The organism is Baekduia alba (genome assembly GCF_028416635.1).
GTDB classification, from domain to species: Bacteria; Actinomycetota; Thermoleophilia; order Solirubrobacterales; family Solirubrobacteraceae; genus Baekduia; species Baekduia alba.
Genome location: NZ_CP114013.1, coordinates 2025586 through 2048660 on the forward strand (window position 1 = coordinate 2025586; position 23075 = coordinate 2048660).

At 69.7% G+C, this 23075-nt stretch carries 28 protein-coding genes; 23 read left to right on the plus strand and 5 right to left on the minus strand.

Features of this window, described 5'->3' with window-relative positions; genetic code table 11:
• The first annotated feature begins 52 nt into the window (after positions 1-52).
• Positions 53-952: a LysR substrate-binding domain-containing protein gene (locus DSM104299_RS10090; RefSeq protein ID WP_272477171.1), complete on the plus strand. Its 900-nt coding sequence runs from the start codon at positions 53-55 to the stop codon at positions 950-952.
• A gap of 155 nt (positions 953-1107) precedes the next feature.
• Here the strand turns inward: DSM104299_RS10090 and DSM104299_RS10095 are convergent, their stop codons facing one another.
• Entirely contained in the window at positions 1108-1461 is a 354-nt protein-coding gene (locus tag DSM104299_RS10095) for a hypothetical protein (protein ID WP_272477172.1), read from the minus strand.
• 70 nt (positions 1462-1531) lie between these two features.
• On the opposite strand from DSM104299_RS10095, the gene DSM104299_RS10100 reads away from it, so the two are divergent.
• From DSM104299_RS10100 to DSM104299_RS10130, 7 genes are all read left to right on the plus strand, one after another.
• Positions 1532-1885, plus strand: a complete 354-nt coding sequence (locus DSM104299_RS10100) for a tyrosine-type recombinase/integrase (RefSeq protein ID WP_272477173.1) — start codon at positions 1532-1534, stop codon at positions 1883-1885.
• 260 nt (positions 1886-2145) lie between these two features.
• Positions 2146-2871 (plus strand): dienelactone hydrolase family protein, encoded by a 726-nt coding sequence (locus DSM104299_RS10105; RefSeq protein ID WP_272477174.1) that lies wholly within the window; start codon positions 2146-2148, stop codon positions 2869-2871.
• 444 nt (positions 2872-3315) lie between these two features.
• Positions 3316-3870 carry a cupin domain-containing protein gene (locus DSM104299_RS10110; protein WP_272477175.1) on the plus strand — a complete coding sequence of 185 codons (555 nt, stop codon included), beginning with the start codon at positions 3316-3318 and terminating at the stop codon, positions 3868-3870.
• Between the two features lie 181 nt (positions 3871-4051).
• A complete protein-coding gene (locus tag DSM104299_RS10115) occupies positions 4052-4381 on the plus strand; it encodes a PadR family transcriptional regulator (RefSeq protein ID WP_272477176.1) in 330 nt (109 codons plus the stop codon).
• Position 4382: 1 nt separating this feature from the next.
• Complete coding sequence (locus DSM104299_RS10120) at positions 4383-4754, plus strand: DUF1048 domain-containing protein (RefSeq protein WP_272477177.1); 372 nt, start codon at positions 4383-4385, stop codon at positions 4752-4754.
• Positions 4754-5572: an ABC transporter ATP-binding protein gene (locus DSM104299_RS10125; RefSeq protein WP_272477178.1), complete on the plus strand. Its 819-nt coding sequence runs from the start codon at positions 4754-4756 to the stop codon at positions 5570-5572. Before DSM104299_RS10120 ends, DSM104299_RS10125 begins: the two co-directional genes overlap by 1 nt.
• Positions 5573-5581: 9 nt before the next feature.
• On the plus strand, positions 5582-6346 hold the full coding sequence (locus DSM104299_RS10130) for an ABC transporter permease (RefSeq protein ID WP_272477179.1): 765 nt from the start codon (positions 5582-5584) through the stop codon (positions 6344-6346).
• Between the two features lie 34 nt (positions 6347-6380).
• Here the strand turns inward: DSM104299_RS10130 and DSM104299_RS10135 are convergent, their stop codons facing one another.
• The gene (locus tag DSM104299_RS10135; protein WP_349294549.1) at positions 6381-6776 is read right to left on the minus strand and encodes a hypothetical protein; all 396 of its coding nucleotides are present in this window, start codon (positions 6774-6776) and stop codon (positions 6381-6383) included.
• Positions 6776-7753, minus strand: coding sequence for a magnesium/cobalt transporter CorA (gene corA, locus DSM104299_RS10140; protein ID WP_272477181.1), 978 nt, complete (start codon positions 7751-7753; stop codon positions 6776-6778). The genes DSM104299_RS10135 and corA overlap by 1 nt, the downstream gene beginning before the upstream one ends.
• 383 nt (positions 7754-8136) lie before the next feature.
• Here corA and DSM104299_RS10145 point away from each other — a divergent pair, with 383 nt between their 5' ends.
• From DSM104299_RS10145 to DSM104299_RS10215, 15 genes are all read left to right on the plus strand, one after another.
• A complete protein-coding gene (locus DSM104299_RS10145; RefSeq protein ID WP_272477182.1) occupies positions 8137-9561 on the plus strand; it encodes a sensor histidine kinase in 1425 nt (474 codons plus the stop codon).
• Positions 9558-10256, plus strand: a complete 699-nt coding sequence (locus DSM104299_RS10150; RefSeq protein ID WP_272477183.1) for a response regulator transcription factor — start codon at positions 9558-9560, stop codon at positions 10254-10256. The genes DSM104299_RS10145 and DSM104299_RS10150 overlap by 4 nt, the downstream gene beginning before the upstream one ends.
• A gap of 144 nt (positions 10257-10400) precedes the next feature.
• Complete coding sequence (locus DSM104299_RS10155; RefSeq protein ID WP_272477184.1) at positions 10401-10490, plus strand: potassium-transporting ATPase subunit F; 90 nt, start codon at positions 10401-10403, stop codon at positions 10488-10490.
• A 3-nt stretch (positions 10491-10493) separates the two neighbouring features.
• Positions 10494-12224 carry a potassium-transporting ATPase subunit KdpA gene (gene kdpA / locus DSM104299_RS10160; RefSeq protein ID WP_272477185.1) on the plus strand — a complete coding sequence of 577 codons (1731 nt, stop codon included), beginning with the start codon at positions 10494-10496 and terminating at the stop codon, positions 12222-12224.
• Positions 12225-12227: 3 nt separating this feature from the next.
• Positions 12228-12875, plus strand: a complete 648-nt coding sequence (locus tag DSM104299_RS10165; RefSeq protein WP_272477186.1) for a potassium-transporting ATPase subunit C — start codon at positions 12228-12230, stop codon at positions 12873-12875.
• Positions 12872-14932, plus strand: a complete 2061-nt coding sequence (kdpB, locus tag DSM104299_RS10170; RefSeq protein ID WP_272477187.1) for a potassium-transporting ATPase subunit KdpB — start codon at positions 12872-12874, stop codon at positions 14930-14932. The genes DSM104299_RS10165 and kdpB overlap by 4 nt, the downstream gene beginning before the upstream one ends.
• A complete protein-coding gene (locus DSM104299_RS10175) occupies positions 14932-15171 on the plus strand; it encodes a hypothetical protein (protein ID WP_272477188.1) in 240 nt (79 codons plus the stop codon). Before kdpB ends, DSM104299_RS10175 begins: the two co-directional genes overlap by 1 nt.
• A complete protein-coding gene (locus tag DSM104299_RS10180; RefSeq protein ID WP_272477189.1) occupies positions 15168-16319 on the plus strand; it encodes a sensor histidine kinase KdpD in 1152 nt (383 codons plus the stop codon). Before DSM104299_RS10175 ends, DSM104299_RS10180 begins: the two co-directional genes overlap by 4 nt.
• A 17-nt stretch (positions 16320-16336) precedes the next feature.
• Entirely contained in the window at positions 16337-16888 is a 552-nt protein-coding gene (locus tag DSM104299_RS10185; protein ID WP_272477190.1) for a universal stress protein, read from the plus strand.
• Between the two features lie 2 nt (positions 16889-16890).
• Positions 16891-17121 (plus strand): response regulator, encoded by a 231-nt coding sequence (locus DSM104299_RS10190; protein WP_272477191.1) that lies wholly within the window; start codon positions 16891-16893, stop codon positions 17119-17121.
• Between the two features lie 131 nt (positions 17122-17252).
• The gene (locus DSM104299_RS10195; protein WP_272477192.1) at positions 17253-19064 is read left to right on the plus strand and encodes an ABC transporter substrate-binding protein; all 1812 of its coding nucleotides are present in this window, start codon (positions 17253-17255) and stop codon (positions 19062-19064) included.
• 173 nt (positions 19065-19237) lie between these two features.
• Entirely contained in the window at positions 19238-19441 is a 204-nt protein-coding gene (locus DSM104299_RS10200) for a pyridoxamine 5'-phosphate oxidase family protein (protein ID WP_272478086.1), read from the plus strand.
• On the plus strand, positions 19438-19611 hold the full coding sequence (locus DSM104299_RS10205) for a hypothetical protein (protein ID WP_272477193.1): 174 nt from the start codon (positions 19438-19440) through the stop codon (positions 19609-19611). Before DSM104299_RS10200 ends, DSM104299_RS10205 begins: the two co-directional genes overlap by 4 nt.
• 78 nt (positions 19612-19689) lie before the next feature.
• Entirely contained in the window at positions 19690-20835 is a 1146-nt protein-coding gene (locus DSM104299_RS10210) for a TDT family transporter (RefSeq protein WP_272477194.1), read from the plus strand.
• A gap of 521 nt (positions 20836-21356) precedes the next feature.
• On the plus strand, positions 21357-22265 hold the full coding sequence (locus DSM104299_RS10215; RefSeq protein WP_272477195.1) for a LysR family transcriptional regulator: 909 nt from the start codon (positions 21357-21359) through the stop codon (positions 22263-22265).
• A gap of 60 nt (positions 22266-22325) precedes the next feature.
• Here the strand turns inward: DSM104299_RS10215 and DSM104299_RS10220 are convergent, their stop codons facing one another.
• Both DSM104299_RS10220 and DSM104299_RS10225 read right to left on the minus strand, forming a co-directional pair.
• A complete protein-coding gene (locus DSM104299_RS10220; RefSeq protein ID WP_272477196.1) occupies positions 22326-22556 on the minus strand; it encodes a hypothetical protein in 231 nt (76 codons plus the stop codon).
• Positions 22553-23053 carry a flavin reductase family protein gene (locus tag DSM104299_RS10225; protein WP_272477197.1) on the minus strand — a complete coding sequence of 167 codons (501 nt, stop codon included), beginning with the start codon at positions 23051-23053 and terminating at the stop codon, positions 22553-22555. Before DSM104299_RS10225 ends, DSM104299_RS10220 begins: the two co-directional genes overlap by 4 nt.
• Positions 23054-23075 lie beyond the last annotated feature (22 nt).

Genomic DNA, 23075 nt, shown 5'->3' on the forward strand with positions numbered 1-23075 from the left:
AAGCAGGACTTGCTTGCGAACTCCATGAGCCATGCTCATGATGGCCAGGGCGATGGTGAACCTCCGTCAGCTCGAGTGCTTCGTGGCCGCGGCCGACGCCGGGACGATGACGGCGGCGGCGAGCAGGTTGTACGTGTCGCAGTCGGCGATCTCGCTCGCCGTCGGCCAGCTCGAGCGCTCGCTCGGCACGCAGCTCTTCATCCGCGAGAAGGCGCGCGGGCTGCGGCTGACGGCCGCGGGGCGGCGTCTGCTGCCGGAGGCGCGCAGCCTGCTGGCGCACGCCGAGGAGGTTCGCACCGCGGGGGAGGAGGCCGGCGGCGGCCTGCGCGGGTCGCTGACCGTCGGCTGCTTTCGCACCGCCGCGCCGTTCGTGCTGCCGGAGCTGCTGGAGACCTTCGCGATCGAGCAGCCCGACGTCGCGCTCGACTTCATCGAGGGCCCGTCGGACGCGCTGGCCGACGCGCTCCTGGAGGGCCGCTGCGAGATCGCGTTGTTGTATGACCAGGACCTGCGTGCGGGGATCGCCACGGAGCCGGTGCGGACGATGCGGCCCTACGCGCTGATGTCGCCCGAGCATCCGCTGTCGGACCGCGAGTCCGTGACCGTGGCCGAGATCGCCCCGCACCCGATGATCATGCTCGACGTCCCACCGAGCAAGGACTACTACAACGACCTCTTCCGCCTGGCGGGCGCCGAGCCCAACGTCCGCCACTACGCGTCCAGCTACGAGCTGGTCCGCGCGCTGGTCGGCCGCAACCTCGGCTGGGCGCCGCTGCTCAGCCGCCCCCGGGTCGACCGCAGCTACGAGGGTCGGCTGCTGGTCCAGGTGCCGTTCAGCGACGAGCCGCTGGCCAACCAGCTCGTGCTCGCCTGGCCCGACGGCATCCGCCTGACGCGCCGCGCGCGAGCGTTCGCCGAGCTGTGTCGCAGGGTGGTGCCCGCGGCGGGGTGAAGCGACGACCCGGTCCGATCTTCGGTCCAAATCGAGCGCAACTCTCAGGCACTCGCAGACCACGACCCCTCGGACACAAACGTCACACGCCCGAGCGACACCCCCTTGTCCTCGCTGGGGCCGGGCGGTCGCAGGTTGAGATCCTGTCTCCCCGACTAGAGGAAAAGGCCAGCGTTTGCGGGCTTTTTGCGTGTTCGGAGGCGGGTCGGCCAGCCGGCTTGCGGTACAAATTGCGGTACAAATCGTGCACCACATCGGCGCCCGCTGCCTCTCCCTGGGCCGCGATGTGCCGTCAGCTCAGCCGGCCGCGAGCGGTCGGCTTGCGACTCGCGGTCATCGCGATCGTCGTCGGCGTCGTTCGCCGGCATCGCGTCACGTCGGGCAAGGCGATCCTGCTCGGCCTCGTCGAGGGCCGCGTCCGGATCGATCGCCGGCGCGTCGCGCACGAGCGCTGCGTCGTAGGGGACGACGAGTTCACCGTCGTCCTCGACGATCCCGTCCAGCGGCACGATCGACTCGTGCCGGCCGAACGGCCCAACTCTGCGGCGCTACCGCAGCATCACGGGATCGGCGCTTCTCGTGGGCTGGAGCGAGGCTGCCAGCGCTTGTGACTCGGGGGAGGGCAAGTCGGACGAGTCGACGCGCCGGTCGGTCCCGGTCGCCGACGAGGCTTTCGATGTGCTGAAGGTCTGGAAGGAGCGCAGCGCCCACAGCGCGCCCGACGATCTCGTCGTCTGCCACCCGGAGTCGGGCAAGGAGCTGGATCGCTCCAAAGTGACGCGGAGGTTCAGGCAGGCGTGCCGCGATGCCGGCGTTCGAGTCATCCGCTTTCACGACCTGCGACACACCTTCGGGACTCAGAAGGCCGCCGCCGGTCATCCGCTGCGCGAAGACCACCCAGATCTACTCGCATTATCAGCCGTCGGAGCGTGAGGTGGAGATGGTTAGCGAGGCGTTCGCGCGGCGGCGGGCGTCTGATGATCCTGGCGGTGCCGGGCGATGATGCGCTTCCTTTGTCTACCGACGCCGCAATTTGCGGTGTCGGACGTCAGGCGGCCCCACATGCCACCACTGCACGGCACCTGAGAAATATTCGTATCGTCAGCGGATTCTGGCGCTGCCAGAGGGACACCCGCGCTGTTCTGCCAGCGGTGAACCCTGACCGTGCCGGTCGATCACTACCGTCCGGTCTCATGACGACGATTACCACGCGCACGGTTGAGTATCTGGCCGACGGTCTGACGATGCTCGGGCACCTCGCCCTTCCGGCCGGTACTGACCGCCGGCCCGCGGTGCTGCTTGGACCAGAGGGCACGGGGCTCAGCGACGTCGAGCGCCGCCGGGCCGACACCCTCGCCGAACTGGGGTACGTGGCGCTTGCCTTCGACATCCATGGCGGACGCTATTTGGGCGACCCCGAGGAGATGCTGGCCCGTTGCATGCCGTTGCTCGCCGACCCAGATCGGATGCGAGGCATCGGCCACGCGGCGCTCGACGTGTTGCGCACCGAACCGCGGACCGACCCCGACCGGATCGCCGCCGTCGGCTACGGCACCGGGGGCGCCATCGCGCTGGAACTCGGGCGCGATGGCGTCAACCTGCGCGCGATCGGGACAGTCAACGCAACCATCACGGGCCGACCGGGCGAGGCGGCGCGCATTCGCTGCCCGGTGTGGGCCGGGGTCGGGTCGGAAGACCCGATCATGCCGCCCGCGCAACGGGACGCGTTCACCGCTGAGATGCAGGCCGCGGGCGTCGACTGGCGCCTCGTGGTCTACGGCGGCGCCTTGCACGCCTTCCACCACCCGCCGGTCGACCACCCCACGGTCCCCGGCGTCGGATACCACCCGCGGCATGCGCAGCGAGCCTGGCGCGACGTCGTCGACCTGCTCGCCGAGTGCCTGCCCGTGACGGAGTGATCTGGTCAGTCCAAACTCGGGCACCCACTGACCAGTCAGCACGGCAGGTTTCTGGCATACGCGGTCCCATCGCTTCAGCGGCGCAGGACGCTGACGACTCGTCCTCCGCCGAGTGCGAATCTACTGAGGGAGGACAGCACGGCGGTGCTGATCGACGTCGGAAGTCGTCGTCGGTGTCCGCCCACGAAGCCGCCACGCCACCCCCGCGGCCCCAACCACGCCCTTCGCATCCTGTTTCCCCGACGACAAGGAATGGAGCTTGGTGGGCACGGGAGCCTCCTCCTTCCGAGGTCCCGCCCGGTGCGGGACCGATCCCGGTCCCACCGCGCGCACGGACGCGTGCCGTATTGGGGCTGGGTCGGTTCCCGCAATGGACCGCGAGGAACGGTCACACGCGCCGCCGCGTGGGTGGCGTGCCCCGCGCCACCCGGATAGCGTTGGTCCATGGCGGACGCGATCGAGAACCCGCGGACGGGTCAGCGCATGGCGTTCGTCACCGAGCAGCCGGAGCTGTTGGAGATCGAGACGGTCAACCCGGCGTCCTCGGTACGTGAGCCGGTGCACGTCCATCCGCTGCAGGAGAGCGGTGCTCGGGTGAGCGCGGGGACGCTGCGGTTCTGCGTCGACGGGGTCGAGCGCGCGGTCGCGGCCGGCGAGTCGATCGTGATCCCGGCCAACACCCCGCACCACTTCTGGAACGACGGGTCCGCCGATGCGCACGCCGTGCAGTGGTTCCGTCCGGCGCTCAGGAGCCGCGAGTTCTTCGAGACGCTGTTCGCCCTGGCGCGCGACGGAAAGATCGACGCAAAGGGGATGCCGAGCCTCCTGCAGCTCGCCGTGACGATCCCCGAGTTCTCTCAGGAGATCCGCACGACCACCCCGCCCTGGCCGGTCCAGCGGGCGCTGGTGGCGCTGCTGGCTCCCATCGCGCGCCGACGCGGGTACCGCGGCGTGTACCGCGGGTCGGAACACGCGCCCGCGGACGCACCGTCGCGATAGCCCAGCAGGCACGAGCCGCCACGCGCGGCAATGGGACGTCAAGCGAGGTCGGCCGCGGACGGCGTGATGTGGGAGCCGGTCCGCCGCGCCGGGCAGTGGCGGACACGCGGGCTTGTGCCGCCGCTACTCATTGCTACTATGTACTGGTAGTCAACATCGCTAGGTAGTCCAAGGAGGTTCGGTGAGCAAGCAGATGACGGAGATGCTCAAGGGCACGTTGGAGGGCATCGTGCTCGCGATCCTGTCCGTGCAGCCCGCGTACGGATACGAGATCACGGCGCGGCTGCGGGAGCAGGGCTTCTCCGACATCGCCGAGGGCACCGTCTATGCGCTGCTTGTCCGAGTCGAGCAGCGCGGTCTCGTCGACGTGGAGAAGGTCCCGTCTGAGAAGGGGCCGCCGCGCAAGGTGTACACGCTCAACGCCACGGGACAGGCCTATCTCGAAGAGTTCTGGAGGACGTGGAGCTTCCTCTCTGAACGACTGGAACAGCTCCACGAAGGAGGCAAGTGAAATGGCAGCGAAATGGATCGAGCTGGTCACCGGGTCGCTCGAGCAGAAGAAGCAGTACAGGCAGTACAAGGCTCGCATCGAGGCCCTGCCCGAGCCGTACGGCACCGTCGCGAAGGCGCTGGAGCGGTATTTCATGTACTACGGGGGCATCACGGACGGTGACACCGCCGTCAAGATGATGGGCGACTTCGCCGATCTCTGGGACCGCGCGGTCGCCGACGGAACACCGGTGCGCTCGATCGTCGGGGAGGACCCGGTCGAGTTCGCCGAGACGTTCGTCCAGGCCTACGCCGGCACCCAGTGGATCGACAAGGAACGTGCCCGCCTGACCAAGGCGATCGAAGAGGCCGAGCGCGCAGAGGAGGCCCGTTGATGTCGGTTCAGACGGCGGCAGCGCCCGCGATCCGGGTGACGGGCCTGGTCAAGTCGTATGAGAAGCTGGAGGTGTTGCGCAGCGTGGACTTCGACGTGGCACGCGGCAGCATCTTCGCCCTGCTCGGCTCCAACGGGGCGGGCAAGACCACGGTCGTGAAGATCCTGTCCACGCTGCTCAAGGCCGACGCGGGGACGGCCCGCGTCAACGGCTTCGACGTCTCCACGCAGGCTGCGGACGTGCGGGAGTCCATCAGCCTCACCGGCCAGTTCGCGGCCGTCGACGAGATCCTCAGCGGGCGGGAGAACCTGGTGCTGGTCGCCCAGCTGCGGCACCTCGACGGGGACCCGGGCGCGATCGCCGACGGCTTGCTCGAACGCTTCTCGCTGACCGACGCGGCCGCGCGGAAGGTGTCGACGTACTCGGGCGGCATGCGCCGCCGCCTGGACATCGCGATGAGCCTCGTCGGCAATCCGCCGGTGATCTTCCTCGACGAGCCGACGACCGGGCTGGACCCCCAGGGGCGCAGCGAGGTGTGGCAGGCGGTCAGGGAGCTTGCCGAGCACGGGACGACGGTGCTGCTCACGACGCAGTACCTGGACGAGGCCGAGCAGCTCGCCGACCGGATCGCGATCCTCGACGAGGGTCGGATCATCGTGAACGGCACCCTCGCCGAGCTCAAGCAGCTGCTTCCGCCCGCCAAGGTGGAGTACGTCGAGAAGCAGCCGACCCTCGAAGACGTCTTCCTCACCCTCGTCGGTGACGACGCCAAGAACCACGACGCCGGCAATGGCCGCAGCGTCGGCACGCACGAGTAAGGACCAACGATGACCAAGCACTTCTTCGGCGACACCGCGGTCCTGCTGCGACGGTCCCTGCGCCACATCACGCGCAGCCCGGACACCATCATCACGACCGCGATCATGCCGATCGCCTTCCTGCTGCTGTTCGTGTACGTGTTCGGCGGCGCGATCGACGCAGGGTCGGATTCGTACGTGAACTACCTGCTGCCCGGCATCCTGCTCATCACCGTCGCGTCGGGCATCTCCTACACCGCATTCCGGCTCTTCCTGGACATGCAGAGCGGCATCTTCGAGCGATTCCAGTCGATGCCGATCGCGCGGCCGTCTGTCCTGTGGGCGCACGTGTTGACCTCGCTGGTCGCCAACCTGATCTCGGTCGTGGTCGTCGTGCTCGTCGCGCTCCTCATCGGCTTCCACTCGGGCGCCGGCGTGCTGGCGTGGCTGGCGATCGCCGGCATCCTGCTGCTGTTCACCCTGATGTTGACGTGGATCGCCGTGATCCCCGGTCTGTCCGCGAAGTCCGCGGACGGCGTGAGCGCGTTCTCCTATCCGCTCATCCTGCTGCCGTTCATCAGCTCGGCCTTCGTGCCCACCGACTCGATGCCCGGCGCGGTGCGCGCCTTCGCCGAGAACCAGCCCGTGACGTCCATCGCCAACGCGATCCGCGACCTGTTCGCCCAGCAGCCGGTCGGCAGCGACATCTGGACCGCCCTGGCCTGGTGCGTCGGCATCCTCATCGTCGCCTACAGCTACGCCATGGTCGCGTACCGTCGCAGGATCGCCTCGTAGAGCGAACGGAGCTTCTACAGGCTGGGTCGGGCGCTCACGCCGTGCGTACCGATCGCGTGAAGCCGGCCTCGAGGTCGGCGGCCGCGATCTGCTGATGGAAGCGCTTGTGTACCCAGTGGCGCTCGCCCAGGAGGTTCAGCTCGGCCCATCGGCCCGACACCGGGCCGAGCTGAGTCTGCCGCGGCAGCGTGGCCACCAGCGACTTGGGCTTGGCACCGCCCGATGCCTTGCTGGCGTCGAGCACATGGATGGCGTCCCGGGTGACCACCAGGCAGCGGTACTTGATCCAGAACATCGTGAGGCCCGTGAGGTAGGTCACGAGGAAGAACCAGAAGTTGGGTGCGGCCTGGCAGATGAAAGCCTGCCGGATCTCGCTGTCCGGGGGCAGGAACGGCGCCGAGCGCTCCGCCAGGTCGGGTCGCGGTGGCATCAGATCCAACGGCGCCGCTTGAACACCATGTAGAGCGTCAAGGACACCATGATCATGAGCGCGAGCGACAGCGGATAGCCGAGCTGCCAGTGCAGCTCGGGCATGTGGTCGAAGTTCATGCCGTAGACGGTGCCGACCAGCGTGGGCGCGAAGAGGATCGCGGCCCAGGCGGAGATCTTCTTGACCTCCTCGTTCTGGGCGTTGGAGACCTCGCTGAGCGCCTTGGTCTCCAGCGTGAGGTTGATGTCGAGGATGTTCTGCAGCAGTTGGCGGAAGCCGTCGGCCTGCTCTTGGACGCGGAGCGCGTGGTCCTGGACGTCGCGGAGGTACTTGCGTTCCTCGTCGTCGACGGCGGCCATCAGCTGGTCGATCATCCCGGGCAGCGGCTTGGTCGCACGCTGGAAGTAGATGACCTCGCGCGTGAGCTCGTAGATGCGCCGCGATGCGTCGGTGCTGACGTCGAAGACCTCGTCCTCGATCTCGTCGATGTCGTTCTCGACGCCGGCGACGACCGGCGCGTACGCGTCGACGACCCGGTCCATGATCGCGTGCAGCACGGCGACGGGACCACGGCGCAGGAGGTCGGGGCGCGCCTCGAGGTCGCGGCGGACGTCCCCGAGGCTGGGCGTCTCGCCGTGGCGGATGGTGATCACGAACTGCGGGCCGGCGAAGACGTGAACCTCGCCGAACTCGACGGTCTCGGTCGCATCGACATACCGCGCGGGTCGTAGGACGCAGAAGATCGTGTCGCCGTAGCGCTCGAGCTTGGAGCGCTGATGAGCGTTGACGGCGTCCTCGACGGCCAGCTCGTGGAGGTCGAACTCGCGCGTGACCTCGACGAACTCCTCGGCCGTCGGGCGGTAGAGGCCGATCCACGCCATGCCACCGCCGTCGCGGCAGGCCTCGGCCATCGCGCTGAGATCCGGCGGCTCGATGACGCGCTCACCGTCGCGGTAGATGGCGCGGTCGACGATCATCGGCAGCAACCTACCGCCAGGACCGGCCCGCGGGCCGGCTCTTGACGCGATCTGAATGTGGCCAAGCGAAAGGACGCGCTCGTTCGGTCCGACACTCAGTGCCTGCCCGCTCTCCGATGGTCCCCTCTGGCACCGCTCTCACCGCGCGTCAGGGACGTCCGCCGGCGCACAGCGTTGGCGGACGTCCTGGAGCGCTACGCGGCGGGGTCGGGGACCGGCGCGACGCGAGCCTGGACCTCGCGTTCGAGCTGGACCGGGTCGAGGAGCGACTCGGGATGCGCGGGCGACGCGCTGCGGCGCGCGCGATCGCCGCGGGCGAGATCACGCCCGGAGTGACGCGGCGCGAGGAGCGCTAGCCATGCCCGGCACTACGCTCCCTGCCAATGGCCTCGCCCGGTCCCTCGCTCATCCCGCGTACGCGCCCGCCGTGGGCGATGGGCGTCGTGACGACGTTGATCGGCGTCGCCGCGGCGACCTTGGCGATCGCCGGGCTCAAGCATCACGCGCCGGTGGTCTCGTTGTCGGTGGTCTATTTGATCCCAGTGCTGGCGGTCTCGGCGTACTGGGGGATCCTGCTGGGCGCGTCGACGGCGGTCCTCGGCGCGCTGTCCTTCAACTTCTTCTTCCTGGAACCCACGGGGCGGCTGACGATTGCCGACAGCCGCAACTGGGTCGCGCTGCTGGCGTTCCTCGCCGTAGCGCTCGTGACGAGCACGATGGCCGAGAGCATCCGCGCTCGGGCGGCTGAGGCCGAAGAGCGCCGGCGTGAGGCAGACCTCGGGGCCGAGCTGGCGCGCACCGTGCTCGGTGCGCCGCGCCTGTCGGAGTCGTTGGCGATGGTGTCGCGGCGACTGGCGGAGCTGCTGGGCGCGCGCTCGACGTCGGTCGAGCTCGGTGGGGTGGCGCCGGACGAGCGCCGCGCGGTGATCCCGCTGCACGATGGCGACGTCCTCATCGGCTCGCTCGTCCTGCCTGCCGACCTGCCCGACGCCCAGCGCGACCGTGTGCGCGAGCGCGTGGTCCCGGTCCTCGAGTCCGTCCTGGCCGCGGCGCTGCAGCGCGAGCGACTGCAGGCCGATGTCGTGGAGACCGACGCGCTGCGTCGCAGCGACGAGATCAAGACCGCGCTGCTGCGCTCGGTCTCGCATGACCTGCGCTCGCCGGTCACCGCGATGATCACGGGCGTCAGCGCGCTGCGGTCGTCGTCGTTGACGGCCGAGGAGCGCGCCGAGGTCCAGGAGGACATCGCGGAGTCGGCGACCAGGTTGTCGCGGTTGATCGACAAGCTGCTGGACCTCTCGCGGTTGCAGGCCGGTGCGGCGGAGCCCAACCGCGAGTGGTCGTCGCTGGACGAGGCGCTCCGAGAGGCCGCCGAGCACGCCGGCCCCGACCCGTCGCTGTTCTCGTTCAGCGTCGACCCTGACCTGCCGCTCGTGCGCGCCGACGCCGCTCAGCTGGAGCGGGCGTTCGCCAACCTGATGGAGAACGCCGCTCGCTACTCGCACGGCGCGCCGGTGTCGGTCCGGGCGCGCGCGGTCGGACCGCGCATCATGATCCGGATCGTCGACCGCGGCCCGGGCATCCCGCTGCACGAGCAGGAGCGCGTCTTCACGCCGTTCTACCGCGGCGAGGCGACGACTCGCGAGGTGCCCGGCGGCAGCGGCCTCGGCTTGGCGATCGCGCGCGGGTTCATCGAGTCCAACGGCGGGACCGTGGCCGTGGAGTCGCTGCCCGGCCAGGGAACGACGTTCGTCATCACGTTCCCCAACGAGCCGGTGCCGTCCGAGGACGAGGCGCTGCCCGCATGAAACCGGCCCCACCCACCCGTGCGCGCATCCTGGTCTGCGACGACGACCCCAAGATCCTGCGGGCGCTGCGCGTCGTCCTGCGCGACGCCGGTTACGACGTCGTCCCGGCCGAGACCGGGGAGGAGGCGCTCGACCGCCTCGCGGTCCAGCCCGCCGACGCGGCGATCCTCGATCTGATGCTGCCGGGCATCGACGGCGTCGAGGTCTGCCGCCGGCTGCGCGAGTGGACCCAGATCCCGGTGATCGTGCTGAGCGCGGTCGACGAGGAGGCCGAGAAGGTGCGCGCGCTGCGCAGCGGGGCCGACGACTACGTCACCAAGCCGTTCTCGCCCGACGAGCTGCTGGCTCGTCTGGAGGCGGCGCTTCGCCGTGCCGGCACCGTGGCCGAGGAGCCGGTGCTGGAGGGCGGCGGCGTGACGCTGGACCTGGCGGCCCGGCGGGTCGTGGTCGATGGCGTCGAGGTGCACCTGACGCCGATCGAGTATGGGTTGCTGCGCGCGCTGATGCGCAACCGCGGGCGGCTGCTGACGCACCACGCGCTGCTCACCGAGGTCTGGGGTCCCGAGTACGCCGACGCCACGAGCGTGCTGCGCACGCACGTCGCGAACCTGCGCCGCAAGGTCGAGGGCGCTGACCGCAAGCGCCAGCTGATCCGCACCGATTCGGGCGTCGGATACCGCTTCGTGGCGCCTTGACGAAATCTTGATGGAACAGCCCGAAGTCTGCATACGAACTTGACGAGGCCGGTCGCATGATGACCTCATGGACCTTCTCGCCATCTTCCTGCTCGTCGCGACGTTCGCGTCGCTGGCGGGTCTCATCGAGCTTCTGGACCGCGTATGAAGGGCTCGGATCTGTTCGGGCTGATCGTGTGCGTGCTCGTGCTCGGGTACCTCCTGTACGCGCTGCTGCGCGGGGAGAAGTTCTAGGCGATGGGTCAAGGCTTCCTCCAGATCGCGATCTTCCTCGCGGTCGTCGTCGCGGTCGCGCCGTTCGTCGGCGCCTACATGGCCCGTGTGTTCTCCGACGAGCGCGTCTTCCTGACGCCCGTCCTCGCCCCGGTCGAGCGCGTGCTGTACCGCCTCTTCCGCGTGGACCCCGATCACCAGCAGGACTGGAAGGCCTACGCCAAGTCCCTGGTCGTCGTCTCGGTGCTCTTCGCAGTGCTGTTGTACGTGATCCTGCGCACGCAGGGTGCCCATCCGTTCAACCCCGAGGGCTTCAAGTCGGGGACGTGGGACGTGTCGTTCAACACGGCGTCGTCGTTCCTGACCAACACGAACTGGCAGTTCTACGGCGGGGAGACGACGATGTCGTACTTCTCGCAGATGGCCGGCCTGGCCGTCCAGAACTTCGTCTCGGCCGCCGTCGGCATCGCCGTGCTGGTCGCGCTGATCCGCGGCATCGTCTCCCGCCGCGGCGACGGGCTGCTCGGGAACTTCTACAAGGACCTGACCCGGATCATCCTGTACATCCTGGTCCCGCTGTCGGTGATCGCGACGGTCGTGCTCGTCTCCCAGGGCGTGTTGCAGACGCTCGGTGGCACGGTCGGCGACATCGCCCGCGGCCCGGTCGCCTCCCAAGAGGCGATCAAGATGCTCGGGACCAACGGCGGCGGGTTCTTCAACGTCAACTCGGCCTACCCGTTCGAGAACCCGACGGCGTTCTCGAACTTCGTCGAGATGTTCTGCATCATGTTGATCCCGGCCTCGCTGCCGTTCGCGTTCGGCCGGATGGTCGGCAACCGCCGCCAGGGCTGGGTGATCTTCGGTGCGATGTCGTTCCTGTTCGTCATCAGCGTCGTGGTCGTCTTCGCCGCCGAGCAGCACGGCACGCCCGCCCAGCACCTGGCGGGCCTGAACACCGGGCACATCGGCGGAAGCACGGGCGGCAACCTGGAGGGCAAGGACCAGCGCTTCGGCATCGCGTCCTCGTCCCTGTTCACGGCGATCACGACCGTGATCTCCTGCGGCGCGGTCAACACCGCGTTCCAGTCGCTGACCGGCCTGGGCGGCCTGGTCCCGATGGCCAACCTCGGCTACTCGGAGTCGGTCTTCGGCGGCGTCGGCACCGGCTTGTACATGATGCTGCTGTTCGTCCTGCTCGCCGTGTTCATCGGCGGCCTGATGGTCGGCCGCACGCCGGAGTACCTGGGCAAGAAGCTCGAGCCCAAGGACGTCAAGCTGGTCTCGATCGGCGCGTTGTTCACCGCCTTGATCGTGCTGGTCTTCACCGGGCTGGCGCTGAGCACCAAGTGGGGCGCCCCGTCGATCTACGCCTCCGGCCCGCAGGGCTTCAGCGAGACGTTCTACGCGTACCTGTCGCAGGCCAACAACAACGGCTCGGCGTTCGCCGGATACACCGGCTACCTGCAGCCCAACGCGCCAGGCAACGTCGGCGCCCACGGCATCAGCTTCGCCGACGTCATGGGCGGCTTCGCGATGCTCTTCGGGCGCTTCGTCCCGATCATCGCGGTGCTCGCGGTCGGTGGCGGGCTGGCGCGCAAGAAGGTGGCCCCGGCCGGCCTGGGCACGATGCGCACCGACACGCCGACCTTCGGCTTCCTGCTCGTCGGCGTCGTGGTGCTGATCGGCGCCCTGACGTTCCTACCGGCCTTCCTCCTAGGCCCCGTCGTCCAGTCCCTCACGACCCAACTCTTCTAGAACATGCGCAAGGACCTCATTCGCGGCTCCCTGGTGGTCGTCGTCTTCACGGTGCTGCTCGGGCTCGTCTACCCCCTGGTCATGACCGGGATCGCCCAGGTGGCGTTCCCCAGCAAGGCCGACGGCTCGCTCGTCCGAAAGGACGGCAAGGTCACCGGCTCGACGCTCCTGGGCCAGGCCTGGCAGAAGCCGGTGCTCGACAGCGCCGGCAAGCCGAAGAAGGACTCCGACGGCAACGACGCCACCGAGGCCGATCCCAAGTACTTCCAGCCGCGCCCCTCGGCGACCGGCTACAGCGCTTCGGTCACCTACTTCGGCAACCACGGCCCGAACCAGAGCTCGACGATGTACCTGACCCGGCAGAACCTGCAGGCCTATCTCGCTCTCGAGCAGCCCTACGACAAGGGCCTGAAGGCCGACCAGGTCCCGGTCGACGCGGCGACGTTCTCGGCCTCGGGCGTGGACCCGCATATCTCCAAGGCCAACGCAGCCATCCAGGCCAACCGCATCGCGGCGGTCCGCCACCTCTCGCTCGCTCGCGTCCAGCAGCTCATGAAGGACAACACCGACGGCCGCGGCCTCGGCGTGTTCGGCGAGCCCGGCGTGAACGTGACCAAGATCAACCTCGCTCTCGACCAGGAAGCTCGATGACCCCGCAGCGCTCCTCCCTGTTCAGCGCGGAGATCGTCCGTCCGGCGATCCTCGCGTCCTTCGCCAAGCTCGACCCGCGGATCCAGGTCCGCAACCCGGTGATGTTCGTGGTGGAGATCGGCGCGCTGATCTCCACGGTCGCCTGGCTGATCCAGCTGTTCGGCGGCACCTCCCTCGGCGGCGGCGAGCAGCCCGCGTGGTTCACCTTCACGGTGGCGATCTGGCTCTGGCTGACGGTCGTCTTCGCGAACATGGCCGAGGCCTTGGCCGAGGGCCGCGGCAAGGCGCAGGCCGACGCGCTGCGCGCGATGCGCTCCGACACCGTCGCGCGGATGCGCGACGGGTCCGAGCGGCCGGCGGCCGAGCTGCATCGCGGCGACATGGTCGTCGTCGAGGCCGGCGAGGTCATCCCGGGCGACGGCACGGTCACCGAGGGGATTGCGACCGTCGACGAGTCGGCGATCACGGGCGAGTCCGCGCCGGTCATCCGCGAGTCCGGCGGTGACCGGTCGGCGGTCACGGGCGGCACGCGCGTCCTGTCGGATCGCATCGTCGTCGAGATCACCCAGGAGCCGGGGCAGTCGTTCCTGGACCGGATGATCGCGCTGGTCGAGGGCGCCGAGCGGCGCAAGACGCCGAACGAGATCGCGCTGAACATCCTGCTCGCGGGCCTGACGATCGTCTTCCTGATCGTCGTGGCGACGCTGCTGCCGTTCGCGCGGTTCGCGGGCAGCGACATCTCGCTCACCACCGAGATCGCGTTGTTGGTGGCGTTGATCCCGACGACGATCGGCGCGCTGCTGAGCGCGATCGGCATCGCGGGCATGGACCGGCTGGTGCGACGCAACGTCCTTGCCTTGTCGGGCCGCGCGGTCGAGGCGTCGGGCGACGTCGACGTGCTGCTGCTGGACAAGACGGGCACGATCACCCTGGGCAACCGCCAGGCGTCGGAGTTCCTCCCGATGCCCGGCGTGACCGAGGCACAGCTGGCCGAGGCGGCACAGCTGTCGTCGCTGGCCGACGAGACGCCCGAGGGACGCTCGATCGTCGTGCTCGCCAAGACCTACGGGATCCGCGAGCGCGAGCTGGCGCCGCACGAGGCCGAGTTCGTCCCGTTCACCGCGCAGACCCGCATGAGCGGGATCGACTACGACGGCACGCGCCTGCGCAAGGGCGCCGCGGACTCGGTCATCGCGTTCGCCGAGGCCGAGGGCGGCAAGCCGCCGGTCGAGCTGCGCGGCGCGGTCGACCGAATCGCCCGCGAGGGGGGCACGCCGCTGGCCGTCGCCCAGGACTCCCAGATCCTCGGTGTCATCTACCTCAAGGACACCGTCAAGGAGGGCATGGCCGCCCGCTTCGATCAGCTCCGGGCCATGGGCATCCGCACCGTGATGGTCACCGGCGACAACCGGCTGACCGCCGCCAAGATCGCCGAGGAGGCCGGCGTCGACGACTTCCTGGCCGAGGCGACGCCCGAGCGCAAGATGGAGCTCATCAAGGCCGAGCAGGCCGAGGGGCGCCTGGTCGCCATGACCGGCGACGGCACCAACGACGCCCCGGCGCTGGCCCAGGCCGACGTCGGCGTCGCGATGAACACCGGCACCCAGGCCGCCCGCGAGGCGGGCAACATGGTCGACCTGGACTCCAACCCGACGAAGCTCATCGAGATCGTCGAGGTCGGCAAGCAGCTCCTCATCACGCGCGGCGCGCTGACCACGTTCTCGATCGCCAACGACGTCGCCAAGTACTTCGCCATCCTCCCGGCGATCTTCGTCGCGACCTACGCGGCCAAGGGCGACAGCACCGGGCCGCTGGACGCGCTGAACATCATGAACCTGGGCTCGCCGGAGTCAGCGATCATCTCGGCGATCATCTTCAACGCCATCGTGATCCCGATGCTGGTCCCGATCGCCCTGCGCGGCGTCGCCTACAAGGCCGTCGGCGCGACCGCGCTGCTGCGGCGCAACCTCCTGATCTACGGGCTGGGAGGGCTCATCGCGCCATTCATCGGGATCAAGCTCATCGACCTGCTCGTGCACAACGTGCTGGGAGCGTGATGCTCGGGTTCGCCACCCAGCAGCGCCTCCCGCGGGAGGTCCGGCTCCGGCGCCGCTATGCCGAAGGGCTCGAGCATGCAGGCTGTGCCTGCTCGCCGCGTGCGGTCAGCGGCTACGGCCTGCTGCCGGTCCGGCGGCTGCTGACCGACGGCGCCGGTCCGTTGTACGAGGGCGTGCCGGGCCAGTTGCAGCGTCAGGCGCTGGCCGCGCTCGTCGCGCTGGAGCCCACCGTCCGATGATGCTCGACGCCGATCCCGCACGGGGGCATCTGAAGGTGTTCCTCGGCATGGCCGCCGGGGTCGGCAAGACCGTGCGGATGCTCGACGAGGGCCGCGCCGAGCTGGAGGCTGGGCGCGACGTCGTCATCGGGCTGCTGGAGACCCACGGCCGCGTCGAGACCGAACGCCGTGCCGAGGGCCTGGAGCGCCTGCCGCGCCGACGGATGACCTATCGCGGCACGACGTTCGAGGACCTTGACGTCCCCGCGGTGCTCGCACGCAAGCCCGAGCTGTGCCTCATCGACGAGCTCGCGCACACCAACGCCCCCGGCCTGGACAACGCGAAGCGCTACGAGGACGTCGGGCTGATCCTCGACGCCGGCATCGACGTGCTGTCCACCATGAACGTCCAGCACCTCGAGTCGCTCAACGACAAGATCGCCGAGCTCTCGGGGGTGCGCGTGCGCGAGACCGTGCCCGACACGCTGCTGGCCCGCGCCGACGAGATCGTGCTGGTCGACGTCACACCCGAGGCGCTGGTCGACCGGCTGCGGGCGGGCAAGATCTACCCCGCCGAGCGCATCGACACGGCGCTGAACAACTTCTTCAAGGTCGAGAACCTCAGCGCGCTGCGCGAGACCGCGCTGCGCCAGGTCGCCGAGAACGTCGAGGCGCGCCGCGTCGAAGTCGAGCCGACGGTCGGCACGCGCGAGGAGCGCGTCGACGCCGGCGTCCCCCAGGCCGTCGGCGAGCGCCTCTTGGCGCTGATCGAGCCCTACCCGGGCGCGCAGCGGCTGGTCCGACGCGCGTGGCGATCGGCGCAGCGCCTGAGCGCGCCGCTGGATCTGCTGTGGGTCGCGCCGCCCGGCGGTACGCAGCTCGACGAGGACAGCGAGCAGGCGCGCAGCCTGCACGCGCTGCGCCAGCTCGCCTCGGTGCTCGGCGCGACCCTGCTCGTGGAAGAGGGCGACGACGTCGCGACCACCGCTGCACGTGTCGCCGACGAACGTGGCATCACCTACATCTTGCTGGGCGCTTCACGCCCGGCGCGAGGGCTCGCGCGGCTGCGCGAGCCGTTGCCGATGCGCCTCGTGCGGCTGGCGCCGGGCGTCGATGTCCGGATCGTCGCCGACCGCACGCGGATGCGCGGACGGAAGGGAGCAAGTTGATGATCATCATCGCGGTTGTGGCCACGGCGGTCGCGCTGGCCGCGGGGATGGCGGTCGGGCGGTGGTACGCGCCGCACAAACGGCGCGAGCGCGAACAGCGCCCGGAGACGGTGCGCCGCATCCTCCTGCCGTTCACGGGAACGGCGATCTCGCGGCGCGCGTTCGACGCGGCGGTGCGGCTGGCGCGCGTGGAGAACGCCACGCTCATGCCGTGCTATCTGGCGACGGTCCCGCTGAACCTGCCGCTGGACGCCGCGCTGCCGGCCCAGTGCCTGCGCGCGATGCCGCTGCTGGAGACCATCGAGCAGCGTGCCGCGGACCAGGACGTGGCGATCGACGGGCGCATCATCCGCGGGCGCACCTATCGCGACGCGCTGCGGCGGATCCTCTCCGACGAGCAGTTCGATCGCGTGATCGTCTCAGCCACGGGTCACCCGGGCACCAACCACGGCTTCACCGGCGACGACCTCGTCTGGCTGCTGGACCGGGCCGACGCCGAGGTCCTGATCCTGCGCCCGGCGCCGGAGGACCACCGCGAGGTCGCCGCGGCGGTGGCGGGACACTTCTGACCGTGTCGCCCGAGCGGACGATCGTCGTCGCGGAGGCTGACGAGGTCGACGCCGCAGCGCTGCTCGGTCTGCTCGGCGACGCCGGCTTCCTTCCGTCACACGCGCGAGGTGTCGCGGAAGCGCTCGAGCTCGCGGCTCGGCGGTCGCCGGTTGCAGTTCTTCACGAGCTCACGCTGCCCGACGGCGACGGGCTCGACATCTGCCGCGGCGTACGCGCCCGAACGGCCGAGTGACCTGTACGCGTACTGCAGCCGCAACGGTCACCTTGGCGCAACGATCAAGCTCCTCGTTGTATCCGAGTACCCTTCGCTCGCGATAGGCCGGCCCATGGCAGGGGCGGCACCATGGCGTTCTCGAGGTGTGCATGCAGGGCAGGATCAGGATCGGGCGGGAGGCGCTGCTGGCCGGCGCCGTGGCGGCGGGGCTGGCGGTCGCCGGTTGCGGAGGCGGCGGCGACAGCGGCGGCGGGTCGGGGTCGACCTCCGGCGCTGCGAACGCGGGTGCGTCGGTCAACGCGAAGGCCGCGCAGGCGCCAGGGCGCCGGGGCGGGACGCTGATCCAGCTCGGGGCCTCCGACGTCGACTACCTCGACCCGGGCCACACCTACTACACGCAGGGCCTGCAGGTCATCTACGCGACCAACCGGCCGTTGTACTCCTACAAGCCAGACGACGCCGCGCACCCGGTCCCGGACATGGCGGCGGCCGCCCCCAAGATCTCCCCGGACGCCAAGACGGTCACCGTCCGGCTGCGCACGGGCGTCAGGTACGCGCCGCCGGTCGACCGCGCGGTCACGAGCGCCGACGTCAAGTACGCGCTGGAGCGCTTCTTCTCGGTCAACGTCGGCGGTCAGTACCCCGGATACTTCCAGGTCATCCAGGGCGCGCCAGCCAAGCCGACGACCGGCGTCAAGCCGATCGCGGGCATCGCGACGCCGGACGCGCACACGATCGTCTTCCACCTCACCAAGCCGACCGGCGTCGCGTTCGCGGCGGCGCTGTCGATGCCGGCGACCGTGCCCGTCCCCGAGGACTACGCCAAGCGGTTCGACGACAAGAACCCGTCGACCTACAACACGCACGTCGCGTTCACCGGGCCGTACATGGTCAAGAACGACGCGTCGGGCAACCTGGTCGGCTACCGGCCGGGCAAGGCCATCGAGTTGGTGCGCAACCCCAACTGGAACGCGAAGACCGACTTCCGTCCCGCCTACGTCGACGCGATCCGGATGAAGACGGACTTCACCGACGCCAACGTCGCGGCGCGCCAGGTGCTCGATGGCAAGGACATGGTGTTGGACACCAACCCGCCGGCGGCGGTGCTGAAGGACCTCGTCCAGCACGTCAAGGACCAGTACGTGACGATGCCGGCCGGCGGCTACCGCTACTTCCCGCTCAACACGGAGATCAAGCCGTTCGACGACCTCAACGTGCGCAAGGCGGTGCTCGCAGGCTTCGACCGCACGGCGGCGCTGAAGGCGCGCGGCGGCAAGTACACCGGCGAGGTCGCGACGCACCTGCTGCCGCCGGGCTTCCCGGGCTTCGACCAGGCCGGTGGCGCCAAGGGCTTCGACGACCTCGACTTCTTCAACGACAAGAACGAGAGCGGCGACATGGCGACGGCGGCCAAGTACTTCAAGCTGGCCGGCTACCCGAGCGGCAAGTACACCGGGAACGCGCGGCTGCTGATGGTCGGCGCCAACGCCGATCCGGGCAAGGGCCAGGCCGAGGTCGCCGCCGGGCAGCTGGAGAAGATGGGCTTCGACGTCAAGCTGCGGCTGGTCCCGCAGGACGCGGTGTACACCAACTGGTGCCAGGTCCCGTCCAAGAAGGTCGCGATGTGCGGCGGCACCGCGTGGTTTCGGGACTTCGCGGACCCCGAGGCGATGATCGAGCCGCTGTTCAAGGGCGCGCTGATCGACCGCTCCAGCGGCAACGCCAACTACTCCATGTTGAACGACCCGAAGGTCGACGCGGCGATGGACAAGGCCGCGCTGGCGACCGGCGACGACCGCCTGCGGCAGTGGGCCGGCGTCGACAGGCTCGTGATGCAGGACGCTGCCGCGATCCCGTTCGACTGGGACCGGACGACGCTCGTCCGCTCCAAGGACGTCAACGGCGTGGCGAACGAGTTCATGACCATGTGGGACTACGCCTACACGTCGCTGAAGGACTGACGCCCCCGGGGCCGCGCGGCACACGCCGCGCGGCCCCGCGACGCGCCGTTGCCCGATGCACGGGGTTTCACCGCGTCGGTCGAAGTTCGATCGATCGCCGTCAGCGATGATGTGCTGGTGATCGATGCCTGCGGCGGTCGGAGACATGGATCGTCGCTGCGCGCGCCGCCGGTCTGGCGCACGCCGCGTCGGTGGCGTTCGTGACGGCCGACGAGCCGGGGCGGCCGTCGGCGCCTACGGTGACGCTCAAGCGCGTCGAGGACGAGATGCTGGTCTTCACGTCGGCGCTGTGGACCCGCAAGGCGCGCGAGATCGTCGCCGACCCTCACGTCGCACTGCTGTTCCACTGGCCGCCGCTAGGCCGGCAGGGCACGTGACCGCGCAGGCGTACGTGGGTCCGCGGGCGCTGGCCGAGGAGCCGTTCGACGAGCGCGACGAGCTCCACCGCTGGCAAGCGATCGTCTCGCGTCAAGGCGACCCCATCGACGACCTCGAACCGCTGCGCGACCGCCTCGCGCACCTGGCCACCGTCGCCGACCCTCAGTAGTTGATGATTCCCGTCTGGAATCGACCTTCGGCGCGATCCGACTGGTCGAGGTCCTTCGTGCCGCCGAACATCGCAGACGTGAGCACCATCGACCTGAGACTCCAGTCCGCCCACACGCCTCCTGCCCGCCCCGGCCGCGTCGGCGACGCCATCGCGGGCATGGGGCCGAACTGGTTCACCTGCGTCATGGGCACGGGCATCGTGGCCAACGCCCTCATGCTTCTCCCGAAGGCGCTGCCGGCGCACACGGCCGTCGCGACGGCTGTGTGGGTGCTGGCCACCGCCCTGCTCGTGCTGATCGCCGGCGCGACGGTCGCGCAGTGGCTCGGGCATCGAGGGGCCGCGGCCGGACACCTCGCGAACCCGTCCATGGCACCCGCCTACGGCGCGTTGTCGATGGCGTTCCTGACCGTGGGCTCCGGCGGGCTGCTCATCGGCCACGACCTGATCGGGATGCAGGCCGCGCTGGCGCTCGCGTGGACGTGCTGGTCGATCGGCACCTTCACCGGTCTCGCCGTCGCCGTCATCGTCACCTACATGATGATCACCCACCATGAGCTGCGCGTCGAGGATGCGCTCGGCTCCTGGCTGATGCCCGTGGTCTCACCGATGGTGTCGGCCGCGACCGGTGCGGCGCTCATCGGCCATCTCGACCCCTCGGGCCAGGCGGCGCGCACGATGCTGGGCGCTTGCTACGCGATGTTCGGGCTGAGCCTCATCGCGTCGTTCGCGGTTCTTCCACTGCTGTGGCAGAAGCTCATGGTCCACGGCCCCGGTGCCCTCGAGACGCTCCCGACGCTCACGATCGTGCTCGGGCCGCTGGGTCAGTCGATCACGGCCGCCAACCTCCTTGGACCTCGTGCCGCCGCCGTGGTGCCCGGTCCGGCGGGCGATGCGCTCGGCGCGTTCGGGTTGGTGTACGGGTTGCCGGTGCTGGGCTTCGCGCTGCTCTGGGGCGTGCTCGTCGCCGTGTTCACGACCCAGGGCCTGCGCGCCGGCATGAGCTTCAACATGACGTGGTGGAGCTACACGTTCCCGATCGGCACGGTCGTGACCGGCACGAGCCAGCTCGCCATCCACCTGGGCTCCGACGCGCTGTCGTGGTTGGCGGTGGCGCTCATGGCGCTTCTGGTCGCCGGTTGGGCCATCGCGCTGGCCGGCACGGCGCGCGGTGCCATCCTCGGCGACCTCCTCGTGCCGCGAGGGCGGCCGCGCTCGCGATGATCGGGCAGATGCTCGCGCACGTCGGCGGACTCCCGATCGAGGAGTGCCTGCCTTACGTCGCGCCGGCCGCGGCGGTGTGGGCGGGCGCATTGAGCGCGGTCGCGGGACGCGTGGTGCGAGGTTGGCGCCGACCCGAGGCTCAGGGTCCTAGACCCGGCTCCGACGCGACCGTGCTCGTGATCCGTCGACAGGAGACCGCCGGCAGCGAGTCGGTCCGCGGAACGCCTCGCGGAACCCCTTGAGCACAACACGCGACAGGCGGTTGGCGTGCGGGTGGGCGACACATCGTCCTCGTCCACGGCTCAGTGCGGAGGATTCCACCCGGGACATGTTCGTCGCCGCATCGGACTGGCGGATGGGCGCGCGCGTTTCAGACTCGATGATGTGAGGCCCCAGCTCGGTCGCCGTGGTCCGCTCCGTGGTGGCTGTCCCGTCTACAGTGGTCGATGCCGTGACGTCGATGTCCCCGCTCCTGCTTGTCGCCGGACTCTCGAGCTCGTAATGGTGACCGGCCTCGTACGATGAGCTACTCAGCTGCAAATCCGCTGCCTGGATCGGATCTCGCCGCGTTCGTCGCTGCGGTCGAGGCGGGAAGCCTTCATGGCGCTGCGGACGCGCTTGACCTCACCCAGTCGGCGGTCACGAAGCGCATCAAGGCGCTCGAGAAGCGCGTCGGTGTCCGGCTGCTCGAGCGAGGGCGTTTCGGCGCGCGCCCGACCAAGGCGGGGGAGCTCCTGTACCCCGATGCCAAGCGCGCACTGCATGCCCTGGCGATCGCAGAGACCACGCTCACCGCGCATCGCGACGACCTTGCGGGTGGGCTGCGGCTGAGCGCCAGCTACACGATCGGGGAGGTGCTGCTGCCCGACTGGCTCGCTGCCTTTCGCTCGAGCCATCCGGAGATCCGCGCCCAGCTCGAGGTGGTCAACTCGATGGGGGTGTTGCGAGCCGTGCGCGAGGGGCGGTCCGACATCGGCTTCGTCGAAGGCTGCGACGACCTCCACGGCCTCGACACGATGGTCGTCGCGAAGGACGAGATCGCGGTCATCGTCGCGAGCGACCACCGGTGGGTGCGCCGGGCGCAGCTCGAGCCAGCGGTGCTCGCCCGCGAGCCGTACATCGCGAGGGAGAGCGGATCGGGCACACGCGCCGTCGCGGCCGCCGCGCTTTCGCCCGTCGGTCTCGAACTCCGCGCAGACCTCGAGCTCGCGAGTACCCAGAGTGTGAAGCGGGCCCTGACTCGGGGCGGGTTCTCGCTGATGTCGCGGCTGACGGTCGAGGCCGAGGAGCGCGCCGGCACGCTGCATTCCCTGCCCATCCGCGGGATCGATCTGTCCCGGGAGCTCCGCGCGGTACGCAACGAGGACACGGTCCGCTCGCCGGCGACCACCGCGTTCTGGCGATGGCTCGCCGACCGCGCGCACGACTGACGCTCTTGCCCGGGGGATCCCGCTTCGGCGAGCCTCGGCGGCGGCGGGGGCCGCCGCCCGTCAGCTCGCCACGATGGCGTCCTGGCCGGCCGGCCACGTGCCGCAGCACGTGTGGGCCGGATCGCGTAGCGAACGCAGCCGCACGCGCCAGAAGACCACGAACTCGTCGAACACCGACGCGCCCGACCGGCCAAGGAAGGGCCGGCCGAGCACCTCGTAGATCTCGCCTTCGAACTCCACCAGGTCGCCGGGCGACAACGCCGCCGGCGGCTTCTGATCCGTCTGCTTCATGCCAGCTCCACCCCGGAGAAGGACCCGTAGGCGCCGCGGAAGAAGACGAGGGGCGAGGCCGCCTGGGCGGAGGCTTCCATCGTCACGGCCCGCGCGACCACGATCGTGTGGTCGCCCGCGTCGTGCTCGTTCTGGATCTCACACTCGATCCAGGCCAACGCCTCGTCGAGGGCGAAGCCCGTCGGCTTCTCCACCCGGCCCACGCCGGCGAAGCGGTCGCCCACGCGCGCCGCGAACGCGCGCGTGACGGCCTCGTGGTGGCTGGCCATGATGTTGATGCAGAACGCGTTGCTCTCGCGGATCAACGGCCAGGTCGTAGAGCTCTTCGCGGGGCAGACCAGGACGAGCGGCGGGTCGAGCGACACGCTGGTGACCGAGTTCGCCGCCATGCCGACGGGGCCGTCGGCGCCGTGGGCGGTCAGGACCGAGACGCCGGTGGCGAGGTGGGCGAAGATCCGGCGGAACTCGGCCGGGTCGATCGTCGTCTCGTCGCTCATGCGAGGGCGCTTCCAGTGATCA

Bases quoted from the DNA above. Each gene is read 5' to 3' on its own strand.
- kdpB (WP_272477187.1), top strand. From the start codon at position 12,872: ATGACCCCGCAGCGCTCCTCCCTGTTCAGCGCGGAGATCGTCCGTCCG.
- corA (WP_272477181.1), bottom strand. From the start codon at position 7,753: ATGATCGTCGACCGCGCCATCTACCGCGACGGTGAGCGCGTCATCGAG.
- DSM104299_RS10225 (WP_272477197.1), bottom strand. From the start codon at position 23,053: ATGAGCGACGAGACGACGATCGACCCGGCCGAGTTCCGCCGGATCTTC.
- DSM104299_RS10105 (WP_272477174.1), top strand. From the start codon at position 2,146: ATGACGACGATTACCACGCGCACGGTTGAGTATCTGGCCGACGGTCTG.
- DSM104299_RS10110 (WP_272477175.1), top strand. From the start codon at position 3,316: ATGGCGGACGCGATCGAGAACCCGCGGACGGGTCAGCGCATGGCGTTC.
- DSM104299_RS10195 (WP_272477192.1), top strand. From the start codon at position 17,253: ATGCAGGGCAGGATCAGGATCGGGCGGGAGGCGCTGCTGGCCGGCGCC.
- DSM104299_RS10150 (WP_272477183.1), top strand. From the start codon at position 9,558: ATGAAACCGGCCCCACCCACCCGTGCGCGCATCCTGGTCTGCGACGAC.
- DSM104299_RS10165 (WP_272477186.1), top strand. From the start codon at position 12,228: ATGCGCAAGGACCTCATTCGCGGCTCCCTGGTGGTCGTCGTCTTCACG.
- DSM104299_RS10145 (WP_272477182.1), top strand. From the start codon at position 8,137: ATGGCCTCGCCCGGTCCCTCGCTCATCCCGCGTACGCGCCCGCCGTGG.
- DSM104299_RS10220 (WP_272477196.1), bottom strand. From the start codon at position 22,556: ATGAAGCAGACGGATCAGAAGCCGCCGGCGGCGTTGTCGCCCGGCGAC.
- DSM104299_RS10120 (WP_272477177.1), top strand. From the start codon at position 4,383: ATGGCAGCGAAATGGATCGAGCTGGTCACCGGGTCGCTCGAGCAGAAG.
- DSM104299_RS10155 (WP_272477184.1), top strand. From the start codon at position 10,401: ATGAAGGGCTCGGATCTGTTCGGGCTGATCGTGTGCGTGCTCGTGCTC.
- DSM104299_RS10180 (WP_272477189.1), top strand. From the start codon at position 15,168: ATGATGCTCGACGCCGATCCCGCACGGGGGCATCTGAAGGTGTTCCTC.
- kdpA (WP_272477185.1), top strand. From the start codon at position 10,494: ATGGGTCAAGGCTTCCTCCAGATCGCGATCTTCCTCGCGGTCGTCGTC.
- DSM104299_RS10215 (WP_272477195.1), top strand. From the start codon at position 21,357: ATGAGCTACTCAGCTGCAAATCCGCTGCCTGGATCGGATCTCGCCGCG.
- DSM104299_RS10125 (WP_272477178.1), top strand. From the start codon at position 4,754: ATGTCGGTTCAGACGGCGGCAGCGCCCGCGATCCGGGTGACGGGCCTG.
- DSM104299_RS10090 (WP_272477171.1), top strand. From the start codon at position 53: ATGGTGAACCTCCGTCAGCTCGAGTGCTTCGTGGCCGCGGCCGACGCC.
- DSM104299_RS10175 (WP_272477188.1), top strand. From the start codon at position 14,932: ATGCTCGGGTTCGCCACCCAGCAGCGCCTCCCGCGGGAGGTCCGGCTC.
- DSM104299_RS10135 (WP_349294549.1), bottom strand. From the start codon at position 6,776: ATGCCACCGCGACCCGACCTGGCGGAGCGCTCGGCGCCGTTCCTGCCC.
- DSM104299_RS10130 (WP_272477179.1), top strand. From the start codon at position 5,582: ATGACCAAGCACTTCTTCGGCGACACCGCGGTCCTGCTGCGACGGTCC.